6 protein-coding genes are annotated in these 15,159 nt (G+C 72.9%); 3 read left to right on the top strand and 3 right to left on the bottom strand.

The window, feature by feature from the left end:
* Entirely contained in the window at positions 1 to 1,596 is a 1,596-nt protein-coding gene (locus WME98_RS46365) for a metallophosphoesterase family protein (RefSeq protein WP_437948023.1), read from the bottom strand.
* A gap of 129 nt (positions 1,597 to 1,725) precedes the next feature.
* Here WME98_RS46365 and WME98_RS46370 point away from each other — a divergent pair, with 129 nt between their 5' ends.
* Entirely contained in the window at positions 1,726 to 2,973 is a 1,248-nt protein-coding gene (locus tag WME98_RS46370; protein WP_437948024.1) for an SUMF1/EgtB/PvdO family nonheme iron enzyme, read from the top strand.
* A 138-nt stretch (positions 2,974 to 3,111) separates the two neighbouring features.
* Here the strand turns inward: WME98_RS46370 and WME98_RS46375 are convergent, their stop codons facing one another.
* On the bottom strand, positions 3,112 to 6,579 hold the full coding sequence (locus tag WME98_RS46375) for a Kelch repeat-containing protein (RefSeq protein ID WP_437948025.1): 3,468 nt from the start codon (positions 6,577 to 6,579) through the stop codon (positions 3,112 to 3,114).
* A 309-nt stretch (positions 6,580 to 6,888) separates the two neighbouring features.
* On the opposite strand from WME98_RS46375, the gene WME98_RS46380 reads away from it, so the two are divergent.
* Both WME98_RS46380 and WME98_RS46385 read left to right on the top strand, forming a co-directional pair.
* On the top strand, positions 6,889 to 7,617 hold the full coding sequence (locus tag WME98_RS46380; protein WP_437948026.1) for a hypothetical protein: 729 nt from the start codon (positions 6,889 to 6,891) through the stop codon (positions 7,615 to 7,617).
* A gap of 291 nt (positions 7,618 to 7,908) precedes the next feature.
* On the top strand, positions 7,909 to 13,446 hold the full coding sequence (locus WME98_RS46385; protein ID WP_437948027.1) for a thrombospondin type 3 repeat-containing protein: 5,538 nt from the start codon (positions 7,909 to 7,911) through the stop codon (positions 13,444 to 13,446).
* Here the strand turns inward: WME98_RS46385 and WME98_RS46390 are convergent.
* Positions 13,436 to 14,419 (bottom strand): aldo/keto reductase, encoded by a 984-nt coding sequence (locus tag WME98_RS46390; protein WP_437948028.1) that lies wholly within the window; start codon positions 14,417 to 14,419, stop codon positions 13,436 to 13,438. The genes WME98_RS46385 and WME98_RS46390 overlap by 11 nt on opposite strands.
* Between the last annotated feature and the right edge of the window lie 740 nt (positions 14,420 to 15,159).

Consider the following 15,159-nt stretch of genomic DNA (forward strand, 5'->3'; position numbering starts at 1 on the left):
TCAGGACACCGCAGCCTCGGCGGCGGCCGGGGGCGCCTCGACGGCGGCGCGCGCGGGGCGGAGCGGGTGCGTCTCGACGCGCCAGATGCCCTCGTCGGTCAGCCGGATCGCCGCGAACCGGGCGACGCCGTCGAGGTGGCCGTCCGTCTCGTGGCCCAGCGTCGACGAGGGGTGCGCGTAGACGCTGACGCGACCGCCGCTCTTCGAGCGGTAGTGGCCGAAGAACGCGAGGTGCTTGTGCCCGTGCAGCACGAGCGCGCTGTTCTTCTTCGGGTTCTTCTGCTGGTACGCCGCGAGCATCTCGAGCAGGCGCGGGCCATCCATCGCGATCATGAACGTGTCGTTGAGCGAGATCGGCCCCGCGAGGCGCGCCACGTGGTGGTGCAGGAGCACGATGACCGGGCCGGAGCCCCGCCGGAGCGCGCGGGCCAGGCGCCGGAGCTGACCGCCGCCGATCTGCCCGATCGCGTTCGACCCCACGAACCGCGAGCGGTAACGGTTCGAGTTGAGCCCGAAGATCCGGATTCCCCCCTCCAGATCGAGCCGCCGCGGGTACAGGCCGGCGATGGCGCGCAGCCGGCGCCGCGCGCGCTTGCGGGCGGGGATGTGCAAGCGGGGCTGGAAGGGGCCGCGCTCCACCCGGGTGAGCACCTCGATGAAGCGCTGCTCGCGCTCGGCCCGCTTCTTGAGGTACGGGTCGGGCGACGTGCCGACGTTGATGGCGATATCGTGGTTGCCAGGCACCATGAGCACCTGCGACGACGCCGGGATGCCGGAGAGCGCCGCCTCGAGCTCGGCCCACTGCGCCTCTTCCCCGAGATCGGTCATGTCGCCCGTCAGCGCGACGAGCGGCGGCTTCATGGCCGCGATCTCCGCGACGAGCCGCCGGAGACGGCCGGTCAGCTCGGCGGTGTCGGGGCGAGCGACCCCCTCGGGCCAGGCGGCCGAGCCCTCCTCGATCTCGTACGGCTCGCGGCCGCCCGCCGTGATGTGCAGATCGGAGAGCTGGCAGAGCACGAGCCGCCCGCCGGGGATCGCGTCCCCAGGGTCGGGGAACAGCGTCGCCGCGCCGCCATACCGCAGGATCACCCGGGTCGCCTCGCCCAGGGCGAACGCGAGCCAGGCATACAGCGAGAGCCCGAGCGCGAGCAGCGCGAGCGCGATGCAGCCGGCGAGGACGAACGCCGCGCCGCCCCCGAACGAGACGCTGCCGCCCGCAGGGAACCACGCGAGATCGGCCCCGAAGGACGAGAGGATCGAGCCGTCCAGCCACGCGGTCAGCCAGCTCGGGACCCCGATCTCGAGGAGATGCGCGATGAACCCGCCGGCGAGGCAGACCGCGGCGAGGACGAGGAACAGCAGGATCAGGCGATCGCGGACGACGTCGATGACGTCGACGACCTCGCCGAGCCGCCCCCGGAACGACGACCGGAAATAGCGGCTCCCGTAGGAGATCTTCTTCCACGTCTCCGGCCGCCACACGCGGCCGCGGCTCGCGATGCGCGAGACGACCACGGCGGGGGCGACGATCAGGGCGGACAGGACGAGCACCGGCAGGAGCGCCAGGTAGAGAATTCGCAGGGCCGCCCTTCGCACGATGCTTCATTTGACGTGCCCCGGGCAGGACCGTCAAGCAGCCGCTCGGGTAGGCAGGCGGCCGCGCGCGCCCTGAAAGTTGCCGAAATCGATGGATGTCCGTAGCAGTAAGCGCGAGCCGTCCCACCGATGTCCTGCCCCGAGACGCCGCACGACCCGGCCTCCGCGCCGCGACCGCCCGCGCCGAGCGATCCGCCGCCGGCGCTCTCGACAGGGCCGCGCGCCGCGAACGCGAAGAGCGCCACCGCGCGCGGCCGCGGATCGATCGCGGCGCTCGCCGCCGCGGGCGCGCTCGGCGCAGGCGCGCTCGGCGCGGCCGCCGCCGTGGAGACCGCGGCGCACGCGAACGCGCCGGCGGCGCGGGCCGCGGCGCCGCTCATCGCAGGCGCGCTGCAGGAACGCGCGCTCGCCGCGTCGGCCGCGCCGCCGGAGCGCGCGGCGCCCGCGGGGGACGGCGAGGACGTCGCGCCGGACACGCTGGAGGAGCAGCGCCTCCGGCTCTTCGCGCGGATGCGGCGCGAGCTCGCGCTCTCCGACGAGGCGATGCGGGAGGTCGAGGCGATCTTCGCGGCGTCGCCGGTGCTCGGGCAGGGCAACCCCGCGCTCTCGCGTCACCCGATGTCGCGCTCCGAGTGCCGCCGCGCCCGGGAGCTCGCGGGCGTCGCGCCGGCGCGCGAGCCGGCCTGCGGCGCGCCGGGGATGGTGCCGCTCTTCGATCCCACGCGCGGGCAGACCGCGGAGAGCGCGCCGGTCTGCATCGATCAGCTCGAGTTCCCGAACATCCCCTGCGAGTATCCGGTCGTGCACGTCCGGGCGCGCGAAGCGGCGCTCCTCTGCAGGGCGATCGGGAAGCGGATCTGCGATGCGCACGAGTGGGAAGGGGCGTGCGCCGGCGCCCTGAGGGAGCCCGACGTCGAGTACGAGTGGGAGCGGCCCCGGGACGAGGCGAGCTGGCACCACAACCTCCTTCGCGAGAAGGTGTGGAGCTACGGTCCCGAGAAGAACCACGCGCTCTGCGGGACGGGGAGCGCCCGCACGCCGGGCTGCCCGGGCGGCGGGTGGGACCGCTGCGGCTCCAACACGTATCCGGCCGGCGCCTTCCCCGCGTGCCGGAGCCGCCTCGGGGTCTTCGATCTGCACGGCAACGTGGCCGAGCACATGAGCCTGCCCATCCTGCCCGACGAGCTCGCGCGGCGCGGCGATCGGGGCTTCACCGAGATGAAGGGCAGCTGGTTCGCGTTCTCGTCGATGGAGGTCCACGCCGACGACTGCCGATGGCGCGCGCCCGCCTGGCATGGAACGCGGATCATGAGCAAGGGCAGCCACGCGAACTACCACCTGGGATTCCGCTGCTGCAAGGACATCGGGTCACCGTGAGCGCGCGCGCCCTGCGGCGCGCGGCGGCGCCCCCCGCGGTGCGAGGGCGCGCCGCCCGACCCGGGCGAGCCGCAGGGCGGGGCGCCGCCGGGCCCGGAGGCCTCCCGTGCTCGCCGGGATCCTCCGCCTCGCCGGGGCTCAGCGGCGACGCCGGCGCGCAGCCGCAGCGACGCCGAGCCCGGCGAGCGCGGCCAGCAGCGGGGCGCCCGCGCCTCGCTCGCCCATGTCCGGCGCGCCCGGGACGCGGCAGGAGCAGGACGGGACGCCGGGGGGCGACGGCGAGGCGACGCAGGCGCCGGCCAGGTTGCACACCGACGGGGAGACGCAGTCGGCCGTCGACCGGCACTGCTTCAGGCAATCGCCGGCGCCGGACGGGCAGCGGTAGGGAGAGCAGTCCTGATCCGCGGCGGCCGCCATGCGGCGCGTGTGCTCGCCGTCGCAGCTCGGGCCGATCTCGCGCAGATCGGCGCAGGCGCCGTCCTGGCAGATGAAGTCGAGGGTGCAGTCGGCGTCCGACGCGCAGGTCGTCCTGCACGCCGTGCCGTCCTCGGCGCAGCGGAATCCGCGGCACGACGAGCGCTCGGTCGTGTAGCTGCCTCTGCCGTCGCAGGAGAAGCGCAGCTGCGTGCCAGCGGCGATGGCGCAGTCGCCGCCGGCACACGTGCACTCGCCCTCCCTCAGGACCTCATCGCTCTGGGGGAACTTGCACGATCCGTCTGCGTTCCCGCCGCAGTAGCCGCGACAGCTCTCCTCGCCGCCGCAGCCCTCGCGCCGCGGGGCGCCGTCAGCGCCGGCATTGGGGTGCGGGTCCTCCCGCCGCTCGTCCGTTCCGACCGCCGTGCATCTGCCCAGCGAGCTCGCGATGTCGCAGGCCTGACAGGGGGCGCCGCACGCGCTATCGCAGCAGACTCCATCGACGCAGTGCGCGGATGCGCACTGCTCGTCGTCCGTGCAGCTCGTGCTGACAGGCAGCTTGCGCCTGCACAGGCCGACGTTCGCCGGAGAGCCGCCGCCGGCCCCCGCGCCGCCTGCGCCCGCCGCGCTCCCGGCGCCGCCAGCGGCCCCCGCGCCGCCGGTACCCGCGGCGCCCGTCGCGCCGCCCGAGCCACCCGCGGCGCCCGCGCCGTCGCCCCCCCCGACACCCGCCGCGCTCCCGGCGCCGCCAGCGCCCGCCGCGCCGCCCGAACCGCCAGCGGCCCCCGCGCCGCCGGTACCCGCGGCGCCCGCCCCGCCGCCCGAGCCACCGGCGGCGCCCGCGCCGCCGGCACCCCCAGCACCCGCCGCGCCGCCGGCACCCCCAGCGCCGCCCTCGCCCTCTGCGCCCGCAGAGAGATCGCACCAGGCGTCGGCCGCGCAGTCGGCGCTCGCCGCGCACCGGCTGACGCACAGGCCGTCAGGTCCGCACACGCCGGGGGCGCAGCTGCGCGTCAGGTCGCTCGCCACGACCTCGCCTGCGCCGTCGCACTTCTTGTGCACCTCGATGCCGCCGACGCACTCCACCGGGAGCTTCGCTTCGGCCTCGACAGGCCCGCAGATCCCGTTGTCGTCGCCGCTCTGCTTGCGCGCCGCCAGGCACGAGATGCACTGGCCGGCGCAGCGCTCGTTGCAACACACGTTCTCGGTGCAGTACCCGGATAGACAGTCGCTGTCCTCCCGGCAGGCATCCCCGAGCGCCCTGACCAGCACCTCCGCGCTGGATTGCACCACGACATCGTCCGTCGCGAGGGCGAGGCCGACGCCGCCCGTCACGAGCACGCCGACGCCGGACGCGATGGAGTCGCCGCCGCTGACCAGCACGGCCGCATGGTCCTGATGGTGCTGGTCCCTCGCGCCCGGGATGAGCGCGCCGAACCTGCCCGAGAGCGCCGAGTAGATCTCCGCGCTGGCGAGCGGTCTGCCGTCGGTCCCGCCGGCGATGACGACGTCCCCGCTCGAGAGCCGCGTCGCGGTGTGCGCGGCGCGCCGCACGCCCATCGCGGGCGCCGCGCTGACGGCGACGGCGTCCCCCGCGATCGTGATGCGCTCGGCGCTGCTCAGGTAGGTGAAATTGCCGCTCGCCGCGGTCACGCCGCCCGTGAACAGGACGCTGGACGAGCCCTCCTCGGGACCGGGGTCGAGGAGCGTGGCCGTGTGCCGGGCCCGGCTGCCGATCAGCCGCTGGGAGAGCAAGGCGAACGTGCCCCGCGGGCCCCCCGCCGGGTCGTAGATCTCGAGCGTCTGCCCGGCGACGACGGCGTCCACGAAGCCGCCGGCGACGAGCACGCGGCCGTCGTTCAGCAGGACGGCCGCGTGCGCCTTGCGCGACGCCTGCATCGCGCCGTCACCGGAGACGAACGCGCCGCTCTCCGGGTCGTAGACGTCGAAGGTCCCGAGCGGGAACACGTTCGCGGAGGAGGTCGCGCCGCCGGCGATGAGCACGCGGCCGTCCGCGAGCCGCGTCGCGGTGTGGGCGATGCGCGCAGAGCGCATCGACGGGCCCGGTGAGAACAGGCCGTCGGCGTAGACGAGCGTGGTAGTGACGGCCGTCCCGGTGGCCGACCCGCTGCCGCCGGCCAGGAAGACCGCGCCCGTGTCGAGCCGCGTCGCGGTGTGGCCGCCGCGCGCCTGAGGCATCGGGGCGATCGTGCCGAACGAGCGGCTCTGCTGATCGTAGAGCTCGGCCGAGGCGAGCGCCGCGCCCGAGGCGCCGAAGCCGCCGGCGATGAGCACCCGGCTCCGCGGATCGTCGTCGTCCAGCCGCGTCGCGGTGTGGCGCGTGCGCGCCTCCGCCATGGCCTCGGAGGTGACCTGCCAGTACGGGTCGACGAGCGCCGGGTAACGCACGCCCGCGCCCGCCCAGGCGACCGTCACCGCGCACGCCGCCGCGCCCGGCGCGGTGACGGGCCGACCCCACGGCGGGCGCGGGCTCGTGTCGACCGCGCAGCCCTCCACCGCGAGCCGGGCGGGCCGCCGCTCGCCGTCCGCGTCGAGCACGTACGGCGGCGCGATGCGCAGCCGCGGGGCGCCGCCCGCGTCGAGGAACTCCAGCGTGTTCGCGACGAGGCGCAGGCCGGCGGCGCCGCCGACGTCGACGCGGTATCGGAGCTCCTCGCGCGCGGGCGCGCGCTCGAAGAACGCGAAGTCCTCGGTGCCCACGCGGTCGACCCGGTGGAGCAGATCCGCGCCGTCGGGCCCGGCCCCCGCGTAGATCGCGAACCCGTCCGCCTCGGCGAGCGGCGCGTCCGCGGCGCCGTCCAGCGAGAACGCCACGCCGAGGCCCGAGGTCATGTCGCTGAGACGGACCGGCCCGGAGGCGCGGGGCGAGAGCTCCACGGCCGCGAGCGCGCGCGGGACGTGCGGCCGGACGGCGCCCGGGGAGACGGCGACGCTCGCCGGCCCGGGGCGCAGCGCGAGCGCGGCGCCGGCGCCCGGCAGGCGCGCGCGGATCGCCGCGAGCCGGGCGCGGCTGTCCGCCGCGCCGAACGGCGCGGGCGGAGCTGCCGGCGGGTCCTCCGGCGCGCGGGGGCGCTCGGAGCAGACCGAAAGCAGCAGGACGGCGCCCGCGCCGGCGAGGATCCTGGCAGGTCGCGGGAGCGGCGCGGCGCGATCGCGCTTGGGCTTGAGCACGGAGTCGTGTTCCTTCCTCGGGAGTCCGTCCGGCCGGCGCAGCGGTGGCCGGCGCATGGCGCTGCCGGACGAGGGGGCCGCACGATATCAGAACCGGAGAGCGCCGCGCCGCGGAATCAGAACCAGGGACGAGGGACCCGGGACCGGGAGCCGGAGAGCGACGCGCGCGGATGCGGGGGAGCGCGGCAGCGCGGATCGCGCCGGGCCCCACACGGGACCACACGGGCGCGATCCTGTCGCCGGACGCGCTTGCTGCGCGCGAGAGCCGGGGTGTAAATGGAGATCTCGGCCGAACCGAGAGGGGAATTCATGCGACGATTGACCTATCTTTCACTCGCCGTGACGGCGCTCCTCCAGGGGGCTGCGTGCGGCGAGGATGCCGCGCCCGGCGACGCGACGACCGGCGGCGCGGGGGCGGCGGACGCCACCACCACAACCACGAGCGGCGGGGGCAGCACCGGCGGCGGCGAGGGAGGCCAGGGGGGCGGAACGGGCACGGGCGGCGGGGGAGCCACGGGCGGCGGGGGCACGGGCGGCGCGGGCACGGGCGGCGCGGGGGGCATGGGCGGCGCGGGCACGGGTGGCGCAGGAGGCACCGGCGGGGCGACGACGTATGGCTACTGCGCCAAGGGCTGCACGATGCCCGCAGATTGCTGCCCGCCAGGTCAGGGCAACTGCCCGAGCGACAGCTATCCCACGAACTATACCTGTGACGAGAAGGGCATCTGCGGCGCGCCTCAGTGCGTGAGCCACGACGACTGCACGAACGGCGGCGCCAATCCGAACAAGCGGTGCGCGGCATCAGGCGGCGTGAGGCAGTGCGTCACCCCCTGCTCCGTCGACACGGATTGCTCGGGGAGAGCCAAGTGCGTCGGGGTCGACGATGTCGGTAACACGTTCTGCAGGATTGAATCCGAGCCGTTCGTGTGCACCAGCACCGAAGAATGTGGCGGCTCGGGCAAGTGCGTCGAAGGCGCATGCGCATGCGAGAGCAACGACGATTGCACGGCCTCTTCTGCGAACGCGTGCGTTTTGTGATAACCGCCGCCCGGCGCCACGCGGGTCGCAACGGGCATAGTTCCAACGGGCGCAGCACTCTCGATCGTGTCTTTCAACAACCATCGCGGAGGGCTCGCCGTGGCCCCTCACTTCCTGTGTCGTAACCCTCGGCAGCGCGCTTGGCGCCGCGACCATCGCTTCGACGCTGTGACGTGGCATTTCCGCCTGCTCGTGATGGTGTTGTCGGTCCTCGCCGCGGTCGTCCCCAGCTCGAGGAGCGCATGGGCTCAGTCGTGCGTGCCATCCGGCATAGACCCTGACGGTGACTGCGTGCGCAACATCGGCTCATCCCCGGACAATTGCCCCTACATTCCCAATCTCGGGCAGGAGAACAGCGATGGGGATGGGCATGGCGACGCCTGCGACAATTGCCCCAGCATCGCGAACGAGAGCCAGGAGAACTCGGACGGGGACAGCAGGGGCAACGACTGCGACAACTGCCCAGACCTTGCCAGCGAGGACTTCGACGACAACGACGCGGATGGCCTCGGGAATCCGTGCGACGACGACGACGACAACGACGGCATCGACGACGATGACGACAACTGTCCGCTGGTCGAGAACCCGCCCGCGGCGCCGGGCGAGCCGCAGGCCGACAACGACGGCGACGGCGACGGCGACGCCTGCGACCCCGACGACGACAACGATGGCGTCGACGACGACGACGACAACTGCCAGTTCGTCGCCAACCCGCCCGCGACTCCGGGCGGGCCGCAGGCCGACAACGACGGCACCGACGGCGGCGACGCCTGCGACCCCGACGACGACAACGATGGCGTCGTCGACGACGTCGACAACTGCCAGTTCGTCGCCAACCCACCCGCGGCCCCGGGCGAGCCGCAGGGGGACAACGACGGCACCGACGGCGGCGACGCCTGCGACCCCGACGACGACAACGATGGCGTCGTCGACGACGTCGACAACTGCCAGTTCGTCGCCAACCCGCCCGCGGCGCCGGGCGAGCCGCAGGCCGACAACGACGACGACGGAGATGGCGACGCCTGCGACCCCGACGACGACAACGATGGCGTCGTCGACGGCATCGACAATTGCCGGTTTGTCGCCAACCCGCCCGCGGCGCCGGGCGAGCCGCAGGCCGACAACGACGGCGACGGCGACGGCGACGCCTGCGACCTCGACGACGACAACGATGACGTCCTCGACATCGACGACAATTGCCGGTTCGTCGCGAACCCGCCCGCGGCGCCGGGCGAGCCGCAGGCCGACAACGACGGCACCGACGGCGGTGACGCCTGCGACCCCGACGACGACAACGATGGCGTCGACGACGATGTCGACAACTGCCCGTTCGTCGCGAACCCGCCCGCGGCGCCGGGCGAGCCGCAGGCCGACAACGACGGCACCGACGGCGGTGACGCCTGCGATCCCGACGACGACAACGACGGCATTCCCGACTCACTCGACAACTGCATCACCTCAGCGGACGATTCCCTGCTTGACACCGATGGGGATGGTGAAGGCGACGCCTGCGACATCGACGATGACGACGACGGCGTCGCTGATCTCATGGACAACTGCCCGCTCCTCTCCAACCCCGTTCAGCCCGGCGGCCTCCAGCAGCTCGATACGGATGACGACGGAGAAGGCGATCCCTGTGACGCCGATCGTGACGGCGACGGCGTTCCCAACACCTCCGACAACTGCTCGGTCATCGCCAATCTCGACCAGCTCGATCGCGACGACAACGGGATCGGTGATGCCTGCGAATGCGATGATGCGGCGCAGCGAGAGTGCGATGACGGCAATCCATGCACGTTGAACGATACGTGCCAGAACCGCACGTGCACGCCGGGCGTCGCAGTGGTCTGCCCCGATCCTCCTGACGCTGTGTGCCAGCAAGGCTGGTGCAACGACGATAACGGCGCCTGTCTGGTCGTGCATCGCTTGGAGGGGACGCGCTGCCCCGGCGGCTTCTGCCTCGCAGGGGGTTGCTGGCTGGAGTCGCTCAACGGGGAGGGGGCAAACGGAAGCGGTGGGGGAGAGGGGGCAGGCGGAGACGATGTTGCTGGCGGGGGAGATGCGGACAGCGCCGAGAGCTTAGGCGCAGGCGGCGCGACCGGAACGGGCGCAGCCGGTTATGGTGGGAGTCCCTGGGAGGCGACCGGCACGGCCGGCGCCGCCTGGACGCCTCCCGCCACCATCGAGGGAGCAGGAACGGCGCGTCTCCATGGCAACGGTTGCGCGGTGGGCGCCACGCCCCGGACGGCCAGCCGCGTCCCGGCATGGTCCGTGCTTGTGCTGCTGGCCCTTGCCGGAGCCAGAGGTCGGCTCGCCGGGGAGGTCGGCGCGTTGCGGATTGAGTTGCTAGGGCCCCCCCACCGGTCCACAGAATGGTCCCCCCTCGTCACACGGCCTTGCCGCGGGAGACGGCAGGCGTGTAAAATCAAGATCGCGGCCGAACCGAGAGAGGGCTCATGCGACGTTTGGGATTTCTTCCATTCGCCGGGACGGCAATCTTCCACTTGGCCGCAGGGGCGTGCGACCAGACGAGCTGCGGCGATGAGTCGCCCGTTGCATGACCGCCAGAGCGGGCGCATCGAGCGCCGGGATCGCGACCGTGAGAGGCGGCGGAAGCAGCGCCGACGCGTCCGCCTTGTGACGGCCGCCTGGCGGCGGCGCGCAGCTCGCAGGGGATCGACTGCCCAGATCATGGCAGCTCTTTCGAGAGTATTCTCCTACACCTACCGCGGAGGGCTCGCCGTGGCTCATCACCTCCTGTCTCCTTCCTCTCACCGGTACTCTCTGCGTGGCGGCACGCTCCCGTCCGCCGTGATGTGGCATTCCCGCCTGCTCGTCGTCGGCTTGTCGATCCTCGCTGCGTCGGTGCTGAGCGCACGCAGCGCCTGGGCCCAGTCGTGCACTCTGCCCGCGGCGCTCGATCCCGATGGCGACTGCGTCAGCAACGTCGGTGCTTACCCCGACAACTGCCCGGATCTTCCCAATCCCGAACAGGAGAACGGAGACGGGGACAGGCACGGCGACGCTTGCGACAACTGCCCGAGCACCAAGAACGAGAGCCAGAGGAACCAGGACGGGGACAGCAGGGGCGATGACTGCGACAACTGCCCATACCTCAACAGCGAGGACTTCGGCGACAACGACGCAGACGGCCGCGGGAACCCCTGCGACGACGACGACGACGACGACGGCATCGACGACGACGACGACAACTGTCGGTTCGTCGAGAACCCGCCCTCGAATCCGGGCGAGCCGCAAGCCGACAACGACGGCGATGGCGACGGCGACGCCTGCGATCCTGACGACGACGACGACGGTGTCCCCGACGTCGGCGAGGACGATGCCCCGCTCGACAACTGCCCGTTCATCGTGAATCCGCCATCGACCCCGGGCGAGCCGCAGGACGACAACGACGGCGACGGCCTGGGCAACGCATGCGACAACTGCCCCGATGACGACAACGGGCCGCTGGAGCCGGGGCCTGACCTCGATATCCAACGTGACAGCGACGGCGACGGCGACGGCGACGCCTGCGACCCCGACGACGACAACGATGGCGTCGACGACGACGTCGACAATTGCCGGTTCGTCGTGAACCCGCCTTCGGCCCCAGGCGGGCCGCAGGACGACAACGACGGCGATGGCGAGGGCGACGCCTGCGACCTCGACGACGACAACGATGACGTCCTCGACGTCGACGACAATTGCCGGTTCGTCGCGAATCCACCTTCGGCCCCAGGCGGGCCGCAGGACGACAACGACGGCGATGGCGAGGGCGACGCCTGCGACCTCGACGACGACAACGATGACGTCCTCGACGTCGACGACAATTGCCGGTTCGTCGCGAATCCGCCGTCGGCCCCAGGCGAGCCGCAGGACGACAGCGACGGCGATGGCGACGGCGACGCCTGCGACCCCGATGACGACAACGATGGCGTCGCCGACGACGTCGACAACTGCCCCTTCGTCGCGAACCCGCCCGCGATGCCTGGCGGTCCGCAGGCCGACAACGACGGCACCGGCGGCGGCGACGCCTGCGACCCCGACGACGACAACGATGGCGTCGCCGACGACATCGACAACTGCCAGTTCGTCGCCAACCCGCCCGCGGCCCCGGGCGAGCCGCAGGCCGACAACGATGGCACCGGCGGCGGCGACGCCTGCGACCCCGACGACGACAACGATGGCGTTGCCGACGACATCGACAACTGCCAGTTCGTCGCCAACCCGCCCTCGATGCCTGGCGGTCCGCAGGCCGACAACGACGGCACCGACGGCGGCGACGCCTGCGACCCCGACGACGACAACGATGGCGTCGCCGACGACATCGACAACTGCCAGTTCGTCGCCAACCCGCCCCCGGGGCTGGACGCCTCGCAGGCCGACACCGACGGCGACGGCCTCGGCGACTCGTGCGACAACGACGCCGACAACGACGGCCTTCACAATCAGCTGGAGACGCTCTGGGCCACGGGCTCGCGGAACGCGGACACCGACGCTGACGGCATCGACGACGCCACCGAGGTGTGCCCGAACTTCGTGACATGCGTCCCGTGGAACAGCGTCGCCGGCAACGGCGACACCAGCGGGGTCATCGACAGCCTGCGGATCTGCACCCAGGATGACGCCCCCCGGAGCTGCTATATCGCAAAGGCCGTCGATACGGTCCGCGGCGACGGCATCCCCGACGCGCTCGAGGTGTGCGCGGAGAGCGACCCGAGCAGCTGCTACGCCCTACTTCCGATCGACACCGACAGCGACGGGATCCCCGACAGCCTGACGCGCTGCGCGGCGGGGGGCTGCTACTTCACCGAGCCGACAGACACGGACGACCCCGAGGGCCGCGACCCGGACGACGGGGGCATCGACGCGCTCGACATCGACAGCGATGGTGATTCCGTGCCCGACCAGGAAGAGGCGCAGCCGCTCACCCCGGACGGCCTCCCGGCAGACACCGACGCGATCGGCGACGACCGCGACTGGATCCCCGATTATCGCGATCTCGACTCGGACAACGACGGCTTCCTCGACGGGATGGACAACTGCAGGACCCACCGCACCCTGGATCAGCACGACGAGGACGGCGACGGGCGCGGGGACGCGTGCGACGACGAGGACATCGACAACGATGGAATCCGGAACTTCGAGGACAACTGCGTGTACGTGGCGAACGGGCCTGCCGCGCCGACGCCGGATGACCCGAGCGACGACCAGCTCGACGCCGACGAGGACGGCGAGGGCGACGTATGCGACGGAGACGACGACAACGACGGCGCGCCCGACGACGACGACAACTGCCCCCTCGTCGCGAACGGGCCCACCCTGCCGACGCCGGACGACCCGAGCGACGATCAGCTCGATACCGACGGCGACGGCAACGGCGACGCGTGCGATGACGACGACGACAACGACGGCGCGCCCGACGACGACGACAACTGCCCCCTCGTCGAGAACGACCAGTCCGACGCGGACGAGGACGACCTCGGCGACGCCTGCGATCCGTGCCCGAACGAGCGGGGCGAGGCCTGCATGCCGACCGGCCAGGGCGGCGCGGGCGGCGCGGGCGGCGCAGGCGGCGCGGGCGGCGGCGAGGCCGGGGCCGGCGGCGGCCAGGGCGGCGCCGGCGGCGCGGACGGGGAGCCGCCGTTCGACAGGCCGAAATTCGAGGGGGGCTGCGACTGCCGCATGACAGCCGGCGGAGGCGCCACCGAGGGCGCCGGCGCCAGCTTGCTGCTGCTGCTCGCGGCGCTCGCGCGCCGGCGCAGACCGCGGTCTGCGCGGCCGCGCGCGCCGCGTTCAATGGGCGCCGGCGCGTCGTTCAGGCCTTGAAGGAGTCGTAACGGCCGGCGCGCGGCGCGACGCGCGCCTCCAGCGCGGCCCGCTCGGCGGGCGGCATGGGGAAGGGCAGGGACCTCGCGCCGAGGTTCTCGCGCACCTCGGCGATCGAGGAGCAGCCGATGATCACCGTGTCGGCGTGGCTCGCCGCATAGTGGATGAGTTCGCTCGGGCTCGCGGCGCGATCCTGGAGCAGGCGGCCCGCGGCCATGATCTTCATACCGATGACGCCGACGCCGCGCCGCCGCGCCTCCTCGACCACTGTCGTCAGGAACGGGAGCCGCGCCGGATCCGCGGGGTTGATCGCGCACAGCACGGTGTCGACCGGGTAGCGTCGCATCGCCTCGATGAGGATCTGCGGGTCGTGGTGCCCGGTGATCCCCACGTGGCGCACGCGGCCGTCCGCCTTGGCCTGCTCCACGGCCTCGATCGCGCCCCCCTTGCCGAAGATGGCGTCGAGTTCGTCCAGTTCGCGCAGGTCGTGCAACTGCCACAGATCGAGGTGGTCTGTCCCGAGGCGGCGCAGGCTGTCGTCGAGCAGCCTGAGCGCGCCATCGCGGTCGCGCGCGTGCGTCTTGGAGGCGAGGAAGACCTGCTCGCGCGCGCTCGACCCGGCGGCGCGGAAGGCCTCACCATAGTAGTCCTGGCTCTGCTGGTACGCAGGCGCGGTGTCGCAGTACCTGACGCCCAGCCGCAGCGCCTCCAGGATCACCGGCACCGCCTCGCGATGCCGGCCGGTGGTCCGGAGGATCCCCTCTCCGCCGAGCGACACCGCCTCCACCTGCGCGCCGGTCCGCCCGAGCGTGCGGGGCGGCGCCGCCGCGGCGCCTCGAGCGGCCGCGGGCGCCGCGGACGGCGCGCCCCCGGCGGCGCCGCTCACGATGGCCGCGGCGGTCGTGGCGGCCGCGCGCAGCCCCCCGCGGCGGTTCGCGTCGGCCCCTTCCGTCTCCTTCGGCTCGTTGCTCATGCGTCCTCCGGAGAAAAGCTCTACCAACCCGCTGACCGCACGTAAACGGCCGTCCGGCTCCCCGCAACACAGGCTCGCTCACATGAGCCCACTTGCGCGCATCAGGTGGTTCATCGGCGCAGGTTTGCTCTGGCGCGGCGGACTCGAGCGCGCACGGCGGAGCTGCAGAGTTCGAGCGCCCACCGCGGAGCCGCGGTGACGGAGGCGGATGGTTACGGCCCGAGTCGATCGACTCGCGTCTTGCCTTCGTTGGTCACAAACGGCGCATCCTGAGCAGGTGAGGCGCAGGGGGCCGGGGCCTCCGATGCGGCGCGGGCGGTTTCTGGCCGGGTCAGACGATCGGCCCGCGAGGCGGCGCGAGCCGGCCGCCCGCGCGTCACCGGAGGGTCGCCGCGGCTCTCGTTCACGACGGCCGCGGCGCGGGCGGGAGCGCACGTGATCTGCTCGAACGCGCGCGATAGAGGGTTTTGCGCGCCGCGCGAGCGACGGCCGCGAAAGCGGTGAGTTCGTCATCTCCAGCGGACGCGCACGGCCCGCGCGCGATAGACCCGCCTCGTGGTGGACGTCCCGCCGGTCTTCGCGCTGAGAACCCGGGAAACCAGCGCCGGCGCTGATCCAGAGAATGCCTTTTCGCGGGCGCGGCGCGGCCGGCAGCGCGAGCTCCGAGCGGCAGTGTCTGCACACGAAGGCTGAGGCACACAGCCTGCTCTTCGATGAGCCCAAGATGGCGCGGGCCTTCC

Origin of the sequence: Sorangium sp. So ce296 (assembly GCF_051529605.1) — a bacterium.
GTDB lineage: Bacteria > Myxococcota_A > Polyangia > Polyangiales > Polyangiaceae > Sorangium > Sorangium cellulosum_D.

What these genes read in the sequence shown, in the direction of transcription:
- WME98_RS46390 (WP_437948028.1), bottom strand. Translation starts at nt 14,419, where the DNA reads ATGAGCAACGAGCCGAAGGAGACGGAAGGGGCCGACGCGAACCGCCGC.
- WME98_RS46370 (WP_437948024.1), top strand. Translation starts at nt 1,726, where the DNA reads ATGTCCTGCCCCGAGACGCCGCACGACCCGGCCTCCGCGCCGCGACCG.
- WME98_RS46380 (WP_437948026.1), top strand. Translation starts at nt 6,889, where the DNA reads ATGCGACGATTGACCTATCTTTCACTCGCCGTGACGGCGCTCCTCCAG.